The sequence below is a fragment of the Kitasatospora sp. NPDC004272 genome (genome assembly GCF_053603035.1).
In genome coordinates, this window is sequence record NZ_JBSGET010000045.1 from 30,791 (window position 1) to 51,600 (window position 20,810).

16 protein-coding genes are annotated in these 20,810 nt (G+C 75.2%); 6 read left to right on the forward strand and 10 right to left on the reverse strand.

From position 1 onward, the window contains the following. The first annotated feature begins 37 nt into the window (after positions 1-37). On the forward strand, positions 38-1,444 hold the full coding sequence (locus ACWEO5_RS16250) for a glutamate decarboxylase (RefSeq protein ID WP_452162994.1): 1,407 nt from the start codon (positions 38-40) through the stop codon (positions 1,442-1,444). 46 nt (positions 1,445-1,490) lie between these two features. On the opposite strand, the gene ACWEO5_RS16255 is transcribed toward ACWEO5_RS16250, so the two are convergent. The 3 genes from ACWEO5_RS16255 to ACWEO5_RS16265 form a co-directional block, all read right to left on the reverse strand. Then, entirely contained in the window at positions 1,491-2,687 is a 1,197-nt protein-coding gene (locus ACWEO5_RS16255) for an RNA polymerase sigma factor (RefSeq protein WP_452162995.1), read from the reverse strand. Positions 2,688-2,833: 146 nt separating this feature from the next. Beyond that, on the reverse strand, positions 2,834-4,741 hold the full coding sequence (gene dnaG / locus ACWEO5_RS16260) for a DNA primase (protein WP_452162996.1): 1,908 nt from the start codon (positions 4,739-4,741) through the stop codon (positions 2,834-2,836). Positions 4,742-4,822: 81 nt separating this feature from the next. Next, positions 4,823-6,103, reverse strand: a complete 1,281-nt coding sequence (locus ACWEO5_RS16265) for a deoxyguanosinetriphosphate triphosphohydrolase (protein WP_452162997.1) — start codon at positions 6,101-6,103, stop codon at positions 4,823-4,825. 206 nt (positions 6,104-6,309) lie between these two features. Between ACWEO5_RS16265 and ACWEO5_RS16270 the strand changes: the two genes are divergently transcribed. Next, complete coding sequence (locus ACWEO5_RS16270; RefSeq protein ID WP_452162998.1) at positions 6,310-6,948, forward strand: helix-turn-helix domain-containing protein; 639 nt, start codon at positions 6,310-6,312, stop codon at positions 6,946-6,948. 77 nt (positions 6,949-7,025) lie between these two features. Beyond that, positions 7,026-8,366: an MFS transporter gene (locus ACWEO5_RS16275; protein WP_452163007.1), complete on the forward strand. Its 1,341-nt coding sequence runs from the start codon at positions 7,026-7,028 to the stop codon at positions 8,364-8,366. Between the two features lie 105 nt (positions 8,367-8,471). Here ACWEO5_RS16275 and ACWEO5_RS16280 read toward each other — a convergent pair whose 3' ends face one another. Both ACWEO5_RS16280 and ACWEO5_RS16285 read right to left on the reverse strand, forming a co-directional pair. Further along, positions 8,472-9,224 (reverse strand): sirohydrochlorin chelatase, encoded by a 753-nt coding sequence (locus ACWEO5_RS16280; RefSeq protein ID WP_452162999.1) that lies wholly within the window; start codon positions 9,222-9,224, stop codon positions 8,472-8,474. Between the two features lie 161 nt (positions 9,225-9,385). Further along, complete coding sequence (locus tag ACWEO5_RS16285) at positions 9,386-12,106, reverse strand: hypothetical protein (RefSeq protein ID WP_452163000.1); 2,721 nt, start codon at positions 12,104-12,106, stop codon at positions 9,386-9,388. Positions 12,107-12,630: 524 nt separating this feature from the next. Here ACWEO5_RS16285 and nirB point away from each other — a divergent pair. Together nirB and nirD are read left to right on the forward strand one after the other, a co-directional pair. After that, positions 12,631-15,252, forward strand: coding sequence for a nitrite reductase large subunit NirB (gene nirB / locus ACWEO5_RS16290; RefSeq protein ID WP_452163001.1), 2,622 nt, complete (start codon positions 12,631-12,633; stop codon positions 15,250-15,252). After that, positions 15,249-15,596 carry a nitrite reductase small subunit NirD gene (gene nirD, locus ACWEO5_RS16295; RefSeq protein ID WP_344549975.1) on the forward strand — a complete coding sequence of 116 codons (348 nt, stop codon included), beginning with the start codon at positions 15,249-15,251 and terminating at the stop codon, positions 15,594-15,596. Before nirB ends, nirD begins: the two co-directional genes overlap by 4 nt. A gap of 108 nt (positions 15,597-15,704) precedes the next feature. Here the strand turns inward: nirD and ACWEO5_RS16300 are convergent, their stop codons facing one another. After that, positions 15,705-16,652: an SGNH/GDSL hydrolase family protein gene (locus ACWEO5_RS16300; protein WP_452163002.1), complete on the reverse strand. Its 948-nt coding sequence runs from the start codon at positions 16,650-16,652 to the stop codon at positions 15,705-15,707. 1 nt (position 16,653) lies between these two features. After that, positions 16,654-17,595, reverse strand: a complete 942-nt coding sequence (locus ACWEO5_RS16305) for a PAC2 family protein (protein WP_452163003.1) — start codon at positions 17,593-17,595, stop codon at positions 16,654-16,656. 655 nt (positions 17,596-18,250) lie between these two features. Here ACWEO5_RS16305 and ACWEO5_RS16310 point away from each other — a divergent pair. Beyond that, positions 18,251-19,006 carry a GNAT family N-acetyltransferase gene (locus ACWEO5_RS16310; RefSeq protein WP_344549978.1) on the forward strand — a complete coding sequence of 252 codons (756 nt, stop codon included), beginning with the start codon at positions 18,251-18,253 and terminating at the stop codon, positions 19,004-19,006. A 147-nt stretch (positions 19,007-19,153) separates the two neighbouring features. Here ACWEO5_RS16310 and ACWEO5_RS16315 read toward each other — a convergent pair whose 3' ends face one another. From ACWEO5_RS16315 to ACWEO5_RS16325, 3 genes are all read right to left on the reverse strand, one after another. Next, positions 19,154-19,540, reverse strand: a complete 387-nt coding sequence (locus tag ACWEO5_RS16315; RefSeq protein ID WP_452163004.1) for a transcriptional regulator — start codon at positions 19,538-19,540, stop codon at positions 19,154-19,156. Further along, the gene (locus ACWEO5_RS16320; protein ID WP_452163005.1) at positions 19,537-20,028 is read right to left on the reverse strand and encodes a hypothetical protein; all 492 of its coding nucleotides are present in this window, start codon (positions 20,026-20,028) and stop codon (positions 19,537-19,539) included. Before ACWEO5_RS16320 ends, ACWEO5_RS16315 begins: the two co-directional genes overlap by 4 nt. Before the next feature lie 117 nt (positions 20,029-20,145). Further along, positions 20,146-20,688, reverse strand: a complete 543-nt coding sequence (locus ACWEO5_RS16325; protein WP_452163006.1) for a ribonuclease — start codon at positions 20,686-20,688, stop codon at positions 20,146-20,148. Positions 20,689-20,810: the final 122 nt, after the last annotated feature.

The following is a 20,810-nucleotide window of genomic DNA, read 5'->3' on the forward strand; positions in this document are numbered from 1 at the left end:
CACCGTGGAATTTCCACGAGTGGAGGGACGATCCGCCATGGCGTTGCACAAGGGGAAGAAGGACGAGGAGAAGCGGCTGCCGTTCAGTCCGCTGCACGTACTGACCGATCCGCTGGGGGCGATGCAGCAGGCCCCGCCGCTGCACCAGCTGCCCGCGGTGCCGATCCCGCCGTCCGTCGCCTACCAGCTGATCCACGACGAGCTGATGCTGGACGGCAACGCCAAGCTCAACCTGGCGACCTTCGTCACCACCCAGATGGACGAGTACGCGGACCGGCTGATGTCCGAGTGCCGCGACAAGAACATGATCGACAAGGACGAGTACCCGCAGACCGCCGAACTGGAGCGGCGCTGCGTGGCGATCCTCGCCGACCTGTGGCACGCGCCCGACCCGGCCGCGGCGGTGGGCTGCTCGACCACCGGCTCCAGCGAGGCGTGCATGCTCGCCGGGATGGCGCTCAAGCGGCGCTGGATGGCCCGCAACGCCGACCGGTACGCGGCCGGGGCGCGGCCGAACCTGGTGATGGGCGTCAACGTGCAGGTCTGCTGGGAGAAGTTCTGCAACTTCTGGGAGGTCGAGGCCCGGCTGGTCCCGATGGAGGGCGAGCGCTTCCACCTGAGCGCCGAGCAGGCCGTGGCGCACTGCGACGAGAACACCATCGGCGTGGTCGGCATCCTCGGCTCCACCTTCGACGGCTCGTACGAGCCGATCGCCGAGATCTGCGCCGCCCTGGACGAGTTCCAGCAGCGCACCGGGCTGGACGTGCCGGTGCACGTGGACGGGGCGTCCGGCGGCATGGTCGCGCCGTTCCTCGACCCGGACCTGCAGTGGGACTTCCGGCTGCCCCGGGTGGCCTCGATCAACACCAGCGGCCACAAGTACGGCCTGGTGTACCCCGGCGTCGGCTGGGCACTGTGGCGGGACGGCGAGGCGCTGCCCGAGGAACTGGTGTTCCGGGTCAACTACCTGGGCGGCGAGATGCCGACCTTCGCGCTCAACTTCTCCCGGCCGGGGTCGGAGGTCGTCGCCCAGTACTACGCGTTCCTGCGGCTCGGGTTCGCCGGTTTCCACGCGATCCAGCAGGCCTGCCGGGACGTCGCCGGGTACCTGGCGGCGGAGGTCGAGAAGCTCGGCCCGTTCCGGCTGATCACCAGGGGCGACCAGCTGCCGGTGTTCGCGTTCACCACCGTCGACGACTGCCCGTTCGACGTGTTCGACGTCTCCCGGCGGCTGCGCGAACGCGGCTGGCAGGTGCCCGCGTACACCTTCCCGGAGAACCGGGCCGACCTGGCGGTGCTGCGGGTGGTGTGCCGCAACGGGTTCACCCGGGACCTCGCGGACCTGCTGCTGGCCGACCTGCGGCGGTTGCTGCCCGAGCTGCAGCGCCAGCCCGCGCCGCTCAGCGAGCTGGGGATGCCCCAGCGCAGCGGGTTCCACCACTGAGGACCGGCCCGGGCTCCGGCGGGTGCTCCGGACGGGGCTCCGCGGCTCAGTCCAGGTAGCCGCGGAGCTGGTCGGCGAAGGCGTGGTCGCGGAGCTTGCCGAGCGTCTTCGCCTCGATCTGCCGGATCCGCTCCCTGGTCACCCCGAACAGGTGGCCGATCTCCTCCAGGGTCCGCGGCCGGCCGTCGTCGAGGCCGTAGCGGAGCTGGACCACCTGCCGCTCGCGCTCGCCCAGGGTGGCCAGCACCGCCTCCAGGTGCTCGCGCAGCAGCAGGAAGGAGGCGCTCTCGGCCGGCGAGGCGGCGTCGGCGTCCTCGATCAGGTCGCCGAGGGCCACGTCGTCCTCCTCGCCGACCGGGGTGTGCAGCGAGACCGGCTCCTGGGCCAGCTTGAGGATCTCCCGGACCCGCTCCGGCGACAGCTGCAGCGCCGCGCCGACCTCGGCGGGCGTCGGCTCGACGCCGCGCTCCTGCAGCATCGAACGCTGCACCCGCAGCACCCGGTTGATCAGCTCCACCACGTGCACCGGCACCCGGATGGTGCGGGCCTGGTCGGCGAGGGCGCGGCTCATCGCCTGGCGTATCCACCAGGTCGCGTAGGTGGAGAACTTGTAGCCGCGCGCGTAGTCGAACTTCTCCACCGCCCGGATCAGGCCCAGGTTGCCCTCCTGGACCAGGTCGAGCAGGGTCAGGCCGCGCCCGACGTAGCGCTTGGCGACCGAGACGACCAGCCGCAGGTTGGCCTCGATCAGGCGGCGCTTGGCGATCCGGCCGAGCACGACCAGCCGGTCCAGGTCGCCGAGCAGCCGCCGGTCGGCGTCCGGGACGCGGTCCAGCGCCTCCTCCGCGAACAGCCCGGCCTCGATGGCCCGGGCCAGCTCCACCTCCTCGACCGCGGTCAGCAGCCGGATCCGGCCGATCTCGCGCAGGTACTGGCGCAGCAGGTCGGCTGCCGGGCCGGTGCCCTCGTCCAGGGCGGGTTCCGGCGGCTCGTCGACGAACTCCTCGGGGGCGGGCTGGTCGATGGCGGGCTGGTCGGTGGCGGGCTGCTCGGGGGTGGACTGCTTGGTGGCGGGCTGGTCCTCCGCGGTGGGTCGCCCGGCGCCGGCTCCGGGGGGCGGGGCGGCGGCCGGGCCGGGGAGCGGGGTGCGCCCGGCGTCGGACGGGCCGGGCTGGGTCGGGATCGCGGCGCCCCGGACGGGGGCGGTCTGGGGCGGGCGGGCGACGGAAAGCTCCACGGGCATCCCTCCAGGGGCCGCGCGCGGCCTGGGGGGGTTGCCGCGCCACACCCGAGGGATACCCATCCCGGCGGGCCCGGGCACCTGCGAGCGGCCGCGAGGTGGCCGGACGGCACCCGGCGGGCGGCCGGGCGACCGGTCCTGACGGCGGGTCAGAGCGCGGCGGCGCCGCGGGAACGGAGCTGCTGGCCGTACTGCTGCAGGGCCCACAGCTCGCTCTGCACCGGGTGCTGCTCCTCGGCGGTGGCCCGGTCGCCGAGCCGACGCAGGTGGGCGCGGACCTCGTCGATCCGGCGGTCCACGGCCTGCAGCCGCAGCTTGACCAGGAACTCGCCCGCGTACACCTCGTCGGCCTTGCGGCGGGAGCGGATCGGCTCGACGGTCAGCTCGGTGACCAGGCCGCGGACCTGGTCGTCCGGGCTGGCCTCGCGGACGGCGGCGGTGAAGTCGGGCAGCCCCGCGCCGTACGCGGTGCCGCCGACCTGGCCGATGGCGCGGCGGACCGCCCGGTACGGCGGGGTGGGGAACTCGTCCTCGCCGTACTGGTCGAAGGCCGGGCTGACCAGGTCGGGGTGCTGGAGGGCGAGCTTGAGCAGTTCGCGCTCCACGAACTGGGCCGGGTCGCGCGGGTTGAGCCGGAAGACCGGCCGCTCGGGGCGGGCCGGCGGCTGGGCGGCGTCGGGGCGGCGCAGCGTGCGCTGCGGGCCGTTCTGCTGGTTCTCGCGCTGCCAGCGGGCCAGTTGGGCGATCCGGTTGACCACGAAGCGCTCGTCCAGGATGCCGACCATGCCGGCCAGCTGGACGGCGTACTCGTGCTGGATCGAGCGGTCCTTGATCTTGACGATGATCCCGGCGGCCTCCTCCAGGGCGGCCGCGCGGCCCTCCGCGGTGTCCACCCGGTGCCGGGCGACGGCGGAGCGGAGCGCGAACTCGAACAGCGGGACGGGGTTGTCCACCAGGGTGCGGACCGCCTCGTCGCCCTGGGCCAGGCGCAGTTCGCACGGGTCCATGCCGCCCGGGGTGATGGCGATGGAGGTGCGGGCGGCGAACTTCTGGTCGTCCTCGAAGGCGCGCAGGGCGGCCTTCTGGCCCGCGGCGTCGCCGTCGAAGGTGAAGACCGTCTCGCCGCGGTAGGTGGAGGTGTCCATCAGCAGCCGACGGATGATCTTGATGTGGTCCTCGCCGAAGGCGGTGCCGCAGGTCGCCACCGCCGTGGTGACGCCCGCCAGGTGACAGGCCATCACGTCGGTGTAGCCCTCGACCACCACCGCCCGGCCGGACTTGGCGATCTCCTTGCGGGCCAGGTCGATGCCGTACAGGACGTTCGACTTCTTGTAGATCGGCGTCTCGGGGGTGTTCAGGTACTTCGGGCCGTTGTCGTCCTCGCGCAGCCGGCGCGCGCCGAAGCCCACCACGTCGCCCGCACTGTCCCGGATCGGCCAGACCAGGCGGCCCCGGAAGCGGTCGATCAGGCCGCCGCGCTGGCCCTGCGAGGCCAGGCCACCGACCGAGATCTCCTTGTCGGTGAAGCCGCGGCCGCGCAGGAAGCGCACCAGGTGCTCCCAGCCGACCGGGGCGTAGCCCACCCCGAAGTGCTTGGCGGCGGCCTCGTCGAAGCCCCGCTCGGCCAGGAAGCGGCGACCGATCTCCGCCTCCGGCGTGGCCAGCTGCTCCTGGAACCAGGCCGCGGCCACCTTGTGCGCCTCGACCAGCCTGGTCCGCTCGCCCTGCTGGTGGCGCGGGCTGTAGCCGCCCTCCTCGTAGCGCAGGGTGATGCCCGCCTGGGCGGCCATCCGCTCGACCGCCTCCGCGAACGAGCAGTGCTCGATCTTCATCAGGAAGGTGATCGTGTCGCCGGACTCACCGCAGCCGAAGCAGTGGAAGACGCCCTTGCCCGGGTGCACGTAGAAGGAGGCGGACTTCTCGTCGTGGAACGGGCAGACGCCCTTCAGCTGCGCGCCGCCGCCCGCCGCCAGCTGCACGTAGTCGCCGACCACGGCGTCGATCGGCAGGGCGGCACGCACCGCCTGCACATCCTCGTCCCTGATCCGACCGGCCACCGGGAAAGTCTACGGGAGCGGGGGTGACACTCCGGGCCCGCCGGCGCCGGGGCGGGAGCCCGGGCCCGCCGGCGCCGGGGCCTAGCCGCGCTGTCCGACCAGCTTGGCGTGCAGGGCGAGCGCGGAGGCGTCGGTGAGGGTGGCGATCTGGTCGATCACGGTGCGCAGCGCGGCCCGGTCGTCCTCCGCCTCCGCGTACTGGGCGGCGAACACCGGGTCCAGCCGGTGCGGGGCCTCGTTCAGCAGCGCGTCGGCCAGCTCGGCGATCACCACCCGCTGGCGGGAGCGCAGTTGGGCCTGCTCGTCGCGCTGCATCACGTACCGGACGGCGACCGCCTTGAGCACCGCGCACTCCAGCCGGACGCCGCGCGGGACGACCAGCTCGGCGGCGTACCGGGTGAGCGGGCCGGGGCCGTAGCGGGCCCGGGTGGCCTGCTCGGCGGCCAGGCAGAAGCGGCCGATCAGCTGGCTGGTGAGGTCCTTCAGACCGGCCCGGGCACGGGCGGTGCCGTCGTAGCCGGACGGCCACCAGTCCTCGGCCCGCAGCCGGTCCAGCGCCTCGTCGAACTCGGCCGGCTCGGCCTCGGCGAACCGCTCGGCGATCTTGAACAGCTCGGCCCGCTCCTCGGCGGAACGCAGCGCCGCCGGGTCGATGTGGCCGGCCTGCAGGCCGTCCTCCACGTCGTGGGTGGAGTACGCGACGTCGTCCGACCAGTCCATCACGGTGGCCTCGAAGCACTTGCGGCCGTCCGGCGCGCCGGTGCGCATCCAGCGGAACACCGGCAGGTCGTCCCCGTACACGCCGTACTTCGCGGAGCCCGGGTCGCCGGGGTGCCGGCCGCGCGCCCACGGGTACTTGGTCGCGGCGTCCAGCGCGGCGCGGGTCAGGTTCAGGCCGACGCTGCGGCCGGGCCACGGGGCGAGCCGGGCCACGGGCTCGCCCGGCGGGGCGAAGCGCTTGGGCTCCAGCCTGGTCAGGATGCGCAGCGACTGGGCGTTGCCCTCGAAGCCGCCGCACCCCTCGGCGGCCTGGTCCAGCGCCTCCTCGCCGGTGTGGCCGAACGGCGGGTGGCCGATGTCGTGCGCCAGGCAGGCGGTCTCCACCAGGTCCGGATCGCAGCCGAGCGCCGCGCCCAGCTCGCGGCCGACCTGGGCGCACTCCAGCGAGTGCGTCAGCCGGGTGCGCGGGAAGTCGCTGCGCATCGGCGCCACCACCTGGGTCGTCCCCGCCAGGCGGCGCAGCGCCGCGGAGTGCAGCACCCGGGCGCGGTCGCGCTGGAAGGCGGTGCGGCCGGGCCGCTTGTCGGGCTCGGGCACCCAGCGTGCTTCGGACTGCGGATCGTACGGTGCCGTGTTCTCCATATGCCAGCCACGGTACGCCGGATGACGGACATTCGGTCCTGCGCCGCGCGAACGGGAGCGCGAACGGGAGGTGGCGGGCGGGCGGTGGCGGGCGGGCGGTGGCGGGCGGGCGGTGGCGGGCGGGCGGTGGCGGGCGATCGAATGGTGCAGAGGATTCTCTGCAGAGAGGTCTATGCAGAGAATTCTCTGCAACCTATGCTGGGGCCATGACCGAGCACCGCCCCGAAGACCCGATCCCCACCCCCACCCCCGCCACTGCCCCGGCGCCCGGGGGCGCGCCGCGCCGCAGGCTGGACGCGGGTTCGCTGCGCGGGCTCGCCCACCCGCTGCGGATGCGGCTGCTGGACGAGCTGCGGCTGAACGGCCCCGCCACCTCCGCCCGGCTGTCCGAGCGGACCGGCGAGTCCACCGGCACCGTCAGCTGGCACCTGCGGCACCTCGCCGAGCACGGCTTCATCGAGGAGGAGACCGGCCGCGGCACCAAGCGGGAACGCTGGTGGCGCGCCGCGCGCGGCGCCATCGTGCTGTCCGCCACCGACTTCGACCGGGACCCCGCCTCCCGCGCCGCGCTCTCGGTGTACCAGGCCGAGAACCTGCGCCGGCAGTACCAGCAGGTCGCCGACTCGCTGGCCGCCGACTGGCAGGGCGAGTGGCGCGGCACCGGCTCCGTCACCGACTGGAGCAACCTGCGGCTCACTCCCGCCCAGCTCCAGGCCCTCATCGACGAGCTGTCCGCCGTGGTCGCCCGGCACACCCCCGACCCGGACGCCGCCCCCGACCCGGCGGCGCGGCCGGTCGTCGTCCAGATCCAGGCACTCCCCAGGAAGGACCCCGACCGGCCGTGACCGCTCCCGTCCCCGAGGCCGTCCTCGCTCCCGCGCCCGCTCCCGCCGGGCTGCTGCGGCGGCACCGCGACTTCCGGATGCTGTGGGTCGGCGAGACCGCCAACAAGTACGGCTCCTCGGTCACCGGCCTGGCCCTGCCGCTGATCGCGGTCAGCACCCTGCACGCGAGCACCCTCCAGGTCGGGCTGCTCGGCGCGGCGGGCTGGCTGCCCTGGCTGCTGATCGGCCTGCCCGCCGGGGTGTGGGTGGACCGGCTGCGCTGCCGCCCGATCATGCTCGTCGGGACCGCCGTCCCGCTGCTGCTGTACGCCACCGTCCCGCTGGCCGCGCTCGCCGGGGTGCTGACGCTGTGGCACCTGCTGGCCGTCGCGCTGCTCGCCGGGGCCGCCGGGGTGTTCTTCCAGACCGCGTACACCGCGTACCTGCCGCAACTGCTCGCACCCGCCGACCGGTCCGAGGGCAACGCCAAACTGCACGGCAGCGCCTCGGCGGCGAGCATCGTCGGGTTGGGCAGCGGCGGCCTGATCGCCCAGCTGGCCGGGCCGGTCAACGGGCTGCTGGCCAACACCGCGACGTTCCTGCTCTCGCTCCACTGCACCGCCCGGATCGGCCACCGGGAGCCCCGGCCCGGCGGACGGCCCCGCCGGGCGCTGCGCCGGGAGGTCGGCGAGGGGCTGCGGCTGCTCGGCTCCGACGTCTGGTTCCGCACCTTCGCGCTGTTCGGCGCCGCGTCCAACCTGGCCCTGACCGGCTACCAGTCGCTCCTGGTGGTCTTCCTGATCCGCGAGGTCGGCGTCGGCGAGGGCGCCGTCGGCCTGCTGGTCGCGGCCGCCTCCACCGGGGGCATCGTCGGCGCGGCCGTCGCCCGCCGGACCGCGGCCCGGCTCGGCACCTCGCGGGCGGTGCTGGTGCTGGAACTCGCCCTGCCCGCGCTGACCGTGCTGATCCCGCTGACCGGCCGCGGCGCCGGACTGGCCTGGTACCTGATCGGCGGCTTCGGCGCCTCCTGCGGGGTCGTCGCCGGGAACGTCATCAAGGCGACCTTCCAGCAGCGCTACTGCCCGCCGGAACTGCTCGGCCGGCTCTCCGCCAGCAGCGCGGTGCTCAACTTCGGCTCCATCCCGCTCGGCGCACTGCTGGCCGGCGTCCTCGGGACCCAGCTCGGCGTGCGGCCCGCGATGTGGCTGATGACCGCCGGCGTGCCGCTGGCCGCGCTGGTCCTCTGGTGCTCGCCGATGCGCCGCGTCCGCGACCTGCCCACCGAACACCGCGCGCCGGTCCGCGGGAACTGCCCGCGGACGACCGCCCACGGGGGCGGGGGCGCACACGGGGACGGAGCCGGGAGCGCGTACGGGGACGGAGTGGCGGGCGGCGGGTGCCCGGAGCCGTGCGAGTCGGACGGCAGGGAAGCACGGTGACCGTCGGCGTCCCGTCGGTCGTCCTGCCAGCCGTCCCGTCGGCCGTCTCGGCGGCCGTCCCGTCAGTCGTCCCGTCGGTCGGACGCCGGGGCTGGTGACGGCCGGTCAGCCCGCGAGCCGGAGGGTCCGGGTGACGCAGGACTGGTACCGCTCCAGGACCAGCCCGGCCAGTGCGGGGTGGTCGCCGAGCGGGGCGGAGGTCAGTGCGCCACCGGCCGCCGCGGCCAGGCGGGCGAAGTCGCCCGGTGCGGTGAAGTAGGAGGCGACGGCGACCCGCGGGTGGCCCTCGGCGGTGAGTTCGGCGACCCGCTCGGCGACGCTCGGACCGCTCGCCGCCACGTACCCCGGCCGGACGGTGACGCCCAGCTGGGCCGACAGCAGCGCGGCCTGCGCCCCGGCGTCCTCGGCGGCGTCCCGGTCGCGGGAGCCGGAGGCCGCGAGGACCACGGGCTCGCCCCGCCAGCCCGCCGACACCAGGCGGTCGGTCAGCGCCTCGGTGAGCAGCGGGTCCGGTCCGAGCGGCGGGGCGCACACGCCCGCCAGGTGCGGCGCGGCCGCCAGCGTCCGGGGAATGTCCACCTTGCTGTGGTAGCCGCGGCCGAGCAGCAGCGGCACCAGCACCACCCGGCCGCTCAGCCCGTCCAGCACCTCGGGCAGCAACGGGTCGTTCAGGCCGAGGTGCCCGAGCCGGATGTCCAGCTCAGGCCGGACCCGCCGCAGCCGGGCGTGCAACAGGCCGAGCTCGGCGGCCGCGGCCGGGTCGTGCGAGCCGTGCGCCACCAGCACCAGGGCCGGGCGGCGGGCCGCGTGCAGCACCCGCAACGGGGCGAGGCGGCCGGGGAACGATGTGGCGGTCATACCTCCACTCTGCCGGACCCCTGTTTCGCCCCGGTTGCCCACCGGTCACGGGTGGTTACCCCACTCTCACCCGACCGCCCCACCCGGGTGAGCCGCCCGCCCGGCGGTCGGCCGCCCGAACGGTCGGACCGGATGGCGGGCGCGCGGCACGGCGGTGCGGGTCAGGGCCCCGCCGGCGGCCGCGTCCCGGGCTGCCGCGGCACCCGCGACGGACGCACCGGGTCGCCCCCGGACGGCACGGCGGGCACGGCGGGCACGGCGGGCCCGACTGTAGGAGCGGCCGTGGCCGTTCGTGCCGACCGGGCCGGTGTCCCCTGTTCCTGGAGGAGCATCAGCGCCTCGCGGTGGGCGAGCGGGTCACCGGCGTCGGCGGCCCGCTGGTACCACTGCGCGGCGCGCTGCGGCTGGCGGCGCTCGGCGAGCATCCGGGCGGCGGCGAGCAGCGCGTCCCGGTCGCCCTCGTCGGCCGCGCGCCCGTACCAGGCGAGCGCGTCGTCGACCCGGCCCCGGCTCTCCAGCATCTCGGCGGCCTCCCGGACGGCCCGCCCGTCGCCCGCGTCGGCGAGCCGCTGGACCCAGGCGATGGCCCCGTCCCCGTTCGTCGCCCCGGACAGCATCCGGGCCGCCTCGCGCAGCCGCTCCCGCTCCGGGCGGTCGGCGGAGCGCAGCAGCAGGCCCGCTTCGAAGAACCGGCCGGCCTCCTTGAGCAGTTCCACCGCCCCGTCCAGCGTCGCGGGCCCGGTCGGCGCCGCGGGTGCTGTCGCGGGGCGGGTCGGGCCCGCGTCCCGGACGGCCGGGGCCGCGGGCGCCTGCGGTGCCCGGCGTTCGAGGCCCGGCGCGAGGACGACGGCGGCCCGGGCCGGGTCCGGCAGGAGGCGCCGGTCGCCGGCCGCGAGCGCGGCCCGGTACCAGTGCGCGGCCTCCCGGGTGCGGCCCAGTTCGCCCAGCAGGCGGCCGAGTTCGCGCATCGCGTAGACGTCGCCGCGGGCGGCGGCGCGTTCGTACCAGTGGACGGCGCGGGTGCGGTCGCCGTGCCGTTCCAGCATGTCGGCGGCCTGGAACAGGGCGGTCTCGCAGCCCGCTTCGGCCGCCTTCCGGTACCAGTTCAGCGCCCCGTCCGGGTCTCCGTCCCGCTCGCACCGCTCGGCGCGGTCGCGCAGCGCCTGCGGGTCGCCGATGTGCGCGTACCAGGGCAGGTTGCCGTACTGGCCGTGCCGGGCGAGCAGGGCGGCCGCCTCGTGCCAGGCGGTCTCGTCGCCGCGGGTGGCCGCGCGCTCCCACCAGGCGGCGGCTTCGTCGATCCGGCCGGCGGCCTCCAGCATCCCGGCGGCCTCGTGCACGCCGGTCACCGCGCCCACGGCCCAGGCCCGTTCCCACCAGGCGGCCGCTTCGTCGATCCGGCCGGCCGCGGCGCAGAGCCGGGCGCAGTCGGCGGCCGCCCCGGGGTGTCCGTCCTCCGCCGCCCGGGCGAACCACGCCAGGGCCTCGTCGCGGCGGCCGAGTCCGGCGAGCAGTTGCCCGGCCCGGTGGCGGGCGGCGGGGTGGCCGGCCCGGGCGGCCTGCTCGAAGCGCTGCAGGGCGGGGGCGATCCCGTTCCCGCCGGAGCGGCCGAGGAGTTCGGCGCCCCGGTAGCGGGCGTCGGTGCTCCCGGCCAGCGCGGCGCGGTCGTACCAGGCGACGGCCTGGTCGAACCTGCCGTCCCGTTCCAGCAGTTCGGCCGCCCGGAGCGCGGCCTGCGGTACTCCCCGGTCGGCCGCCGCGGCGTACCAGTCGGCGGCCTCGGCGGTCCGGCCGGCGTCGGCGAGCAGGGCGGCGCCGACCGACAGCGCGGCGGGGTCGCCCGCCTCGGCGGCCGAGGCGCAGAGCCCGACCGCGATCCGGGTGAGCCCCCGGGTCGCCGCCGACCGGGCGAGGGTGGACCGGTCGGCGGGGTGGGCGTACCGGGCCAGGCACTCCCACAGCCCGGCCGGGACGGTGCGGCCCTCGCGTTCCGGCCGCAACTGCCGGACCAGGGCCTCGGCGAGCCGTACTTCGGGTCCGCCCGCGCCGCGGGCCGCCTCCGCGCCCCGGGGCGCCACGGCGCCGCGCGGCACCCGGGCGGACAGCGCCCGGCCGGACGGCGGGTCGCCGGCCGTCAGGAGCGCGCCCGTCCCGGGGACCGCCTTGCGCAGGTACTCCAGCCCGTCGGCCATCCAGCCCGGCCGGAGGGCGTTCCGTTCCCGGGAGGTCAGGTAGTGCGGGGCGGACGCCGCCAGCAGCGCGGCCGGCAGGACCGGAGGGTGGCCGAGGCGCACCGCGTCCAGCGCGGCGTCGACGACGGCCCGGGCGGCCGGGGGCGCCGCGCGGTAGCGCTTCACCAGCCGGGCCCCGGCGGGCCCGGGGCCGGGGCCGCGGCGGACGCTGCCGCCCGCTCCGGCGACCACCGTGGACCGGATCCGGCGGGGCGCGCCGTCGGCGGTCCGGACCACTGCCGTTCCCCGGACGGCCACCACCCGCCTGACGGCATGGCACGGCGCGGCACCGACCGGGTCCCCGGGATTCCCCGGCCCGCCGGACGGGTCCTCGACCTGCTGACGGGGGATCCGGGCCCGGTCCCGGTCGGCTTCCAGGAGCGCGGCCCAGTAGGAGGGCGGCCGCACCGGCCGGCCCGCGGCGCGGGCCAACTCGCCCGCCACCAGGGTGAGCCGGTCCACCTCGCGGGGCACCGAGCGTCCGGAGAGCCAGCCGTACAGGGTGGACGGGCCGATGCCGCCGATCCTGGCCAGCCGTTTCTGGGTGATCGCCGACCCGTCGGCCCGGCGGGCCTCGTCCCAGAGCGACAGGAGTTCGCGCAGCACCGCGGAGTGGACCGCCCGGCCCCTCACCTGCACGTCTGTGGTCATGCCAGCTCCCGGCCGGACGCGGACCGGATCTTCGAATCCGCTCCCCTGCGTGCAGGGTACGCACTCCCGCACCCCGTCGTACCGACTTCACCGCGAATCACGTTCCAGATCGGCGTTCCTGCCTCCGCGGGGGTCCGCCGCCTGGTATTGGGCCCTCGGAACGCCGCCCCGGGCGCCTCCGGGCAGCTCCGGTCCGCCGGCCGTCGCGCCGGCGGACCGGAGCTGCCGGCGGGCTCTCGGACGCGGCCGGGGTCCGGACGCTCTCACAGCCGCCGCCCGGTGCCGCTGAGGGCGAAGTTCCGACGGTGAAACAGGGCGGCCCCGGTCGGGAAACACCCCCCGCGCATGCTCGGTGCCACGACAGCGACCAGGTCGCGGGCCACCGACGGCCCGCCCGGTCGAGGCCTCCGGCGGGACCGGAGGTGCGCTGCGCCACCGGACCGAAGGCGATCCGGTCGGCGCCCGGTCAGCCCGCCAGCTCCGACCACCCACCGTCCGGAGCACGACCTCGGAGGGACTTCCCGATGACCACCACCAAGCCCACACTGCTCCTGGTCGGCTACGGCATGGTCGGCCACCGCTTCCTGGAGGCCCTGGCCGACACCGGGGCCGCTGCCCGCTACCGGGTCGTCGTCCTCGCCGAGGAGCCCCGACCCGCCTACGACCGGGTCGGCCTGACCTCCTACTTCTCCGGCCGGAGCGCGGACGACCTGCTGCTCGCCGAAGAGGGCTTCACCGATCGGCACGGGTTCGAGGTGCACCTCTCCTCCCCCGCCGTCTCGCTCGACCCGGCGGCCCGGACCGTCACCACGGCCGCCGGGCGCACCCTCTCCTACGACACCCTGGTGCTGGCCACCGGCTCCTACCCGTTCGTCCCCCCGGTGGACGGCCGGGAGGCCGAGGGCTGCTTCGTCTACCGCACCATCGAGGACCTGCAGGCGATCGAGTCCTACGCGGCCGGCGCCCGGGTCGGCGCGGTGGTCGGCGGCGGCCTGCTCGGGCTGGAGGCGGCCGGCGCGCTGAAGGGCCTGGGCCTGGAGACCCACGTGGTGGAGTTCGCGCCGCGGCTGATGCCCGTGCAGGTCGACGAGGCGGGCGGCGCCGCACTGCGCCGGACCATCGAGTCGATGGGCGTGGTGGTGCACACCGGTGTCGGCACCAAGGCGATCACCGTGGCCGGGGGGCGCGCGGTCGGCATGTCCTTCACCGACGACTCCGAACTGGCGACCGACCTGGTGGTGTTCTCCGCCGGTGTCCGCCCCCGCGACCAACTGGCCCGCGAGGCCGGCCTGACGGTCGGCGAGCGCGGCGGCATCGCGATCGACGAGCACTGCCGCACCTCCGACCCGCACGTCTTCGCCATCGGCGAGTGCGCCCTCGCGGTGGACGGCCGGGTGTACGGCCTGGTCGCCCCCGGCTACGAGATGGCCGTCTCGGTGGCCCGGCAGCTCGCCGAGCAGGCCGCGCAGCCGTTCACCGGCGCGGACCTCTCCACCAAGCTCAAGCTGCTCGGCGTCGACGTGGCCAGCTTCGGCGACGCCTTCGGCGCCACGCCCGGCTCGCTCGACGTGGTGTACTCCGACTCGCGTTCCGGCGTCTACAAGAAGCTGGTGGTCAGCGGCGAGGGGGCGCTGCTCGGCGGCATCCTGGTCGGCGACGCCTCGGCCTACGCCACGCTCCGCCCGCTGGCGGGCACCGGGCGCCCGCTGCCCGTCCCCGCCGAGTCGCTGGTCCTGCCGGCCGGCGCGGACACCGCCGTCTCGCTCGGCAGTTCCGCGCTGCCCGACGACGCGGTGGTCTGCAGCTGCAACAACGTCACCAAGGGCACGGTCCGGGCGGCGGTCACCGACCACGCCTGCACCACCGTCCCCGAGGTGAAGAAGTGCACCCGGGCGGGCACCAACTGCGGTTCCTGCGTGAAGCTGCTCGGCACGATCGTCGCGGACGAGCTGGAGGCGAGCGGCGTCGAGGTCGACCGGGGCCTGTGCCCGTGCTTCGCCCACACCCGCGCCGAGCTCTACGAGATCGTCCTGGTCAAGCGGATCCCGACGCACCGACAGCTGCTCGCGGAGCACGGCCGGGTGCCGGAGGGCTCCGAGGGCTGCGAGGTCTGCAAGCCGACCGTCGCCTCGATCATCGCCTCGCTGGCGCCCGAGCTGGAGGCGTCCGGGCACATCCTGGACGGCGAGCAGAGCGGTCTGCAGGACACCAACGACCACTTCCTGGCCAACCTGCAGAAGAACGGCTCCTACTCGGTGGTGCCGCGGATCCCCGGCGGTGAGATCACCCCGGACCGGCTGATCGTGATCGGCGAGGTGGCCAAGGAGTTCGGCCTCTACACCAAGATCACCGGTGGTCAGCGGATCGACCTGTTCGGCGCCAGCGTGGACCAGCTGCCGATGATCTGGAGCCGGCTGGTCGCGGCGGGCTTCGAGTCCGGCCACGCCTACGGGAAGTCGCTGCGCACCGTGAAGTCCTGCGTCGGCTCCACCTGGTGCCGCTACGGCGTGCAGGACTCGGTGGCCATGGCGATCCAGCTGGAGCTGCGCTACCGGGGCCTGCGCTCGCCGCACAAGCTCAAGTCGGCCGTCTCCGGCTGCGCCCGCGAGTGCGCCGAGGCCCGCGGCAAGGACTTCGGCGTCATCGCCACCGCCACCGGCTGGAACCTGTACGTCGGCGGCAACGGCGGCGCCACCCCCCGGCACGCCGACCTGCTCGCCCAGGACCTGGACGACGAGCAGTTGGTCCGCCTGATCGACCGCTTCCTGATGTTCTACATCCGCACCGCCGACCGGCTGGAGCGCACCTCCACCTGGTTGGAGCGGATCGAGGGCGGCCTGGACCACGTCCGCGAGGTGGTGGTCGAGGACACGCTCGGCATCGCCGACGAGCTGGAGGCGCTGATGGCGCGCCACATCGGCGACTACCAGGACGAGTGGGCGGCGACCCTGGCCGACCCCGACCGGATGCGCCGGTTCGTCTCCTTCGTCAACGCCCCCGGGGTGCCCGACCCGAGCATCCGCTTCGTGCCCGAGCGCGACCAGGTCAAGCCGGACCTGGTGCTGCTGGCCACCGCGGACCAGCTGCTGGCCGCCCTCGACCCCGACAACACCCCGTCCGCCCGCATCCTGGAGGAAGCCCGATGACCGCCACCGCCACCGCCGCCCGGGTCGAACTGCTCTCCCCCGCCGGCTGGTCCCCGGTCTGCGACTGGGAGCTGCTGGTCCCCGGTCGCGGCGTCGCCGTCCTGCTGCCGGACGGCCGCCAGGCCGCCGTGTTCCGCGACGGCAACGACCGCCTCTACGCCGTCGACAACCGCGACCCGTTCACCGGCGCGTACGTCCTCTCCCGGGGCCTGCTCGGCTCCACCGCGGACGGCCGGGTGTACGTGGCCTCGCCGCTACTCAAGCAGCGCTTCGACCTGCTCACCGGGGAGTGCCTGGACGACGAGGACGTCCGGATCGCCGTCCACACGGCCCGCTCCGTCTGACCGGGGCGGCCCGGCCCGCCCCGCACCCGGCCGATCCCGTCCGACCGGCCCGGTTCGACCGCCCTTCCGACCGACCCCGTCCCCGCCGTCCCGCCGGCGGGGGCGGGGTCAGTGCCGCTGCCGGAGCGCGGCGAGTACGGCGGCGGCCATGCCCTGCTGGCCCTGGGCGTTCGGGTGGACCGGCGCCAGCCCCTGCCCGGCAGCGAGGGGCTCTATCCAGCGGGTGGCCGCGTCCTCGCACATGTCGTGGCCGGCGGAGGAGGAGTAGGTGTCGACGAACGCCACCCCGGCGGCTTCGGCCCGCTGCCGGAGCATCTCGTTCAACCGCTGCTCCTGCTGGGAGACGAAGCCGACGTCGGCACCGGCGATGCCTCCGCCCAGCGTCCCGGCGCAGCGGCCCGGGTCCTCGGGCAGCAGGGCCGGGTACCCGACGAGCAGCACCTCGGCCTGCGGGGCGCGCCGCTTGATCTCGTCGAGGGCGGTGCCGAGCCGTTCGCCGGTGGCCGCCAGCTTCTGCTGGACCTCGCCCCGCCCGGCGCCGGTCGTGTAGTACGCCCGGCAGGGGGCGTCGTCGCCCTCGCCGGTCAGGCCGTGCCGGACGTTCTCGATCGCGCAGCGGCCCAGCACGTCGAGGAAGCCGGCGTCGTTGCCGCCGATCCCGAGCGTCACCAGCCGGGTCGTCGCTCCGAGCGCGTCCAGTTGCGGCGGGTTGGTCCCGTCGTCGGTCCGCTGGGAGGCCGTCAGGTCTCCGGTGCGCGCGCCGCTGCAGCTGACGTCGGTGAAGTCCCCGAGGTCGAGCCGCTGGGCCACCAGCGACGGGTAGTTGGCGCCCGAGCGGCCGCAGCCCTGCGGGGAACCGCTCTGGGGCGGGATCCGCAGGCCCGAGGTGTAGGAGTCGCCGAGGGCCACGTACGGCCCGGTGACCGGGGTAGCGGAGGGCGACGGCGAGGGTCGCTCGGGCTCGGGCGCCGGGGCGGTCGCCCCCGCGCCGCACCCGGCGGTGCCGATCAGGACCACCCCGGCCAGGGCCGCCGCGGCCGAGAACCGGCGGCGCACCCTACTCGGCGCCGCGCTCGTGCTCGGCCAGGAACTCCTCGAACCTCCGGCCGAGTTCGTCGGCCGAGGGGAGGTCGCTGGCCTCGGCGAGCAGGCTCTCCCGGTCGACGGCGCCGGAGACCGCGTCGTACTGGCCCTCCATGCCCTGGATCGCCGAGCGCAGTTCGCCGTCGCCCTGGGAGAGCTGGTCCTCGATCTCGGCGTAGACCTCGTTGACCCGGGTGCGCAGCTCGCTGCCGGGCAGGACCAGGCCGGTCGCGGACTGGGTGGCCTCCAGGATCGCCAGCGCGGCGGCCGGGTAGGACGAGCGGGCGATGTAGTGGGGGACGTGGGCCGCGAAGCCCAGCACGTCGTGCCCGGCCTCGCTGAGCCGGTACTCGACCAGCGCCTGGGCGCTGCCGGGCACCTGCGCCTGGTCGAACCACTTGGGGTGGCCGGCGGCCAGGTCGACCCGGTTGCCGTGCGTGGTGAGGCCGACCGGACGGGTGTGCGGGACGCCCATCGGGATGCCGTGGAAGGAGAGCGCGAGCCGGATCTCGAACCGCTCCACCAGGTCGCCGACGGCGGCCGCGAACAGCTCCCACTCGGTGTCCGGCTCGGGGCCGGTGAGCACCAGGAAGGGTGCGCCCACCGAGTCGCGCACCAGCTGGAGCAGGATCTCCGGCGGGTCGTAGTCCGTCCAGCTCTCGCGGTCGAAGGTCATCGCGGGGCGGCGGGCCCGGTAGTCGACCAGCCGGTCGTGGTCGAACCTGGCCACCACCTGCGGGGAGCCCTGCTCCAGCAGGTGCGCCACGACCTGGCCGCCCGCCTCGCCGGCGTCCATGAAGCCCTCGAAGTGGTAGAGCAGCACCAGACCGGTGCCGGCCTCGGCAGCGGCACGGGCCGCGGCCAGGGCGGTCACACCCTGCGGTTCCAGCTCGTACAGCTCCTTGGGATCACGCACGGCGCACCCATCCCCGTTCCGTCTCGTCGTCTCGGAATGCTTCCGGATCTGATCTCTCCAGCGTGCGACGGCCCGCCGGAATTCCCGCCCGCGCACGAGTCTTCACGCCGTCTCTCGAATCCTCTCACCTCCGGGCAAAGCCCCTGGTCGCAAGCGTGGCAACCGGGTCGGCCGGTAGGATGAGGGGGCGTCCCGGCGTGCCGAAAGGACCCGCACGCCCCCGTTGGCGCGCCGCGAAGTGACGCACCGCCTTCTGGCGGGTATCGTCCTCTCGCTGCCTCGCATCGTCGCGTCGTCGCGCCACGCCGTCTGTCACGTCGTGGGCCACGCCCCGGTCCGTTGCGCGGCCAGCCATCCAACGCGCACCTTGCCTTCACCTGGCCGCCTGCTTCGCTTCGTGATCTCGTTTCTCTCTCGGCCATCTCGCGGACGCACACTGTCCCGTCGCTCATCTCCCGCCGGATCGGTCCGTCGACCCGTGTCCGTACCGGCACCGCGCTGCCCGCCTCCGGGCTGCCGTCCCGCCGCACGCCCGAGCCTCTGGCGTAGCGCCCCCGGGCGGCCGTTCTCCGGGGCCGGGGCGACATCGACCACTGCCCGCGCGCCGCGAACCCGGCACGCCGGCCCCGACGACCGCCGAAGGACCGAAGGATCCGTGCCCGTACCCGTCACCCTCTACGGCCGCACCGTGCGGCTGGAGCCCCTCGCCGAGCACCACGCCGCGGCCCTGGCCGTGGCAGGCTCCGAGGACCGTACGACCTACGCCTTCACTCCCGTTCCGCACGGCCTGGAGGCCGCCCGGGAGTACATCGCCCGCGCCCTCGCCGATCGCGCGGCGGGCCGGTCGATGCCGTTCGCCACCGTGAGCACGGCCGACAACCGGGTCGTGGGCTCGACCCGGTTCCTCGAACTCGACTACTGGCAGGGCCCGCTGGTCTGGCCGCCCGCCCCGGGCGTGCCGCACGGCGACCCGCTGGAGGCCGTCCCGGACGCCGCGGAGATCGGCAACACCTGGCTGTCCCCGCGGGCCCAGGGCACCGGCATCAACACGGAGGCGAAGCTGCTGATGCTGCGGCACGCCTTCGAGGTGTGGCGGGTGCAGCGGATCTCGCTGCGGGCCGACGCCCGCAACACCCGTTCCCGGGTCGCCATCGAGCGGCTGGGCGCCACCTCCGAGGGGGTCCGCCGGGCGCACTCGCGCGGCCTGGACGGGGTAGTCCGGTCCACCGCGTTCTACTCCATCCTGGACGAGGAGTGGCCCGCCGTCCGGGACATCATCGAGCTGCGGATCGCCGCCGCGACCTCGCCCAGTGCGCCGGACCCGGCGCCGCTCAACCAGGAGTGCCTTAGACACGGCAGCTCCCTGGTCGCCGATCCGATGATCGGCGACTCCCTGATGCCGGCGGCCTGAGCCGGCGGCCGGCCGTTTCCTCCCGGGGATTCTCGGCACTCTGTCGAGTTGTCAAGGAGCACGGACCGCACGGGGTTCGGCCCACCTCCGTTCCTGGGTGTGATCCTGCTGACACTCCGCCAGGCCGCACCCGCGCTCCGCCCCGGCTCAGCCGCCGTCCCCGCCCGCCCGCGCCCCGCCCCCGGCCCCCGGGTCGGGCCCGGGGTCGGGCTCGGAACCCGCCGGGGAACCGGCCGCGGAACCGGCCGCCTCCGCGGCGGCGGCCAGTTGCTGGAGGGCCGCGAGGTGCGCCGTCAGCAGGGCGCGGCCCTGCCGGGTCGCGGAGAGCCAGGTGCGGGGCCGCTTCCCGACGTAGCCCTTGCGGGCCCGCAGGTAACCGGCCGCCTCCAGGCCCGCCGCCGTCTTGCTGAGCACCGAGTCCGAGACCTGGCAGTAGTCCCGGACCACGGAGAACTCGGCTTCCTGGCACCCGCTGAGGAAGGCCAGGACGGTGAGCCTGGTGGGCTGGTGGAGTATCGGGTCGAGACCGTTCACCGTTCGTCGCTCATGCTCTGCTCCTTGATTTCCCGATTGGCCATGGCGATGACGCCCCAGACGGCCAGGCCGCCGACCGCGCCCGCGGCGGCCATCGCCCACGCCTGGTCGTCGGTGGCCAGCCAGGTGCCGAGCCAGGCCAGCACCGCCAGCAGGACGCTCAGGCCGAGCGCGCGCAGGACGCCCGGCGGGACCTTGGTCTTCTCCAGCCGCGCGGCGACGCCGCTGGAACGCATGGCCACCCGCACTATGGCCGCCACCACCACTGCGAGGGCGGCCGCGCACAGCGGTATCAACCACTGCGCCTGCCGCTGGAAACTCTGCCCGATCGCCGCGCAGTAGACCGCGAGGACCGCGCCCACCCCGGGGCCGTACCACCAGGGCATCGGCGCGGGCCGCCGGGCCGCGGCCTGCGCGCGCCGGGCGAGCGCCAACGCCTGCGCGGGCGTGAACTCCTCGGACTGCTCGTGCTGCTTGTCGTCAACCATCGGATCCCCCGAGCGGACGTGCCGTCGGACCCGGCCTACTGCCGGATCAAGTTCTCACACTCTGACACATACTTTCTGGAAGGGAAACTATTTTTTGACTGCCCGTCAGTCCGCTGCTCAGCAGCGCGGGTCGATCTCCTGGAAGGTGCCGTAGTGGTCGGGCGTCCAGTACTGCTCGCCGGTGCTCCCGGTGACGATCCGCCTGGTCCCGCGGTCGTCCGACCCGGGCGTGACCACGGTGAACTCGTGGTAGTAGCCGCTGCCCTGACGGGGCAGCCGACCCTCCCGGTTCTCGAAGACGATGCCGTCCGAGCGGTACGGGTAGGGGCCGCCCCGGGCGATCAGGCCGAGGGTGTCGAGGGCCTGGGCGGGCAGCTTGCCCCGGCAGACGTCGGCCAGCGCCGGGTCGTCGGGCACCCAGCTCCCCCGGGCGGTGGGCGACTTGGCCGGAGCCGAGGGCTTGGGCGCGCTCGCGGCTCCACTGCGGGAGGCGGAAGCGGAAGCGGTGACGGGGGCGGACGCGGCGGACGGGGACTTCGCGCCGCCCGCGCTGCCCGCGCCGCCCGGATCGTTCCCGCCGTTCAGCAGGGCGGCGACGCCCGCGGCGATGCCGAGGAGGACCACGGCAACGAGGCTGATCAGGCGGTTTCGGCTGTTCATGGCCCCAGCCTGCCGCATCCGCTCACCCGGACGGCGCACGGCACACGGCGGCACGGCGTGCGGCAGCACGGCGCTCGGCCGCGCGGCACGCGGCACGCGGCACGCGCCCGATCCGCGGCGAC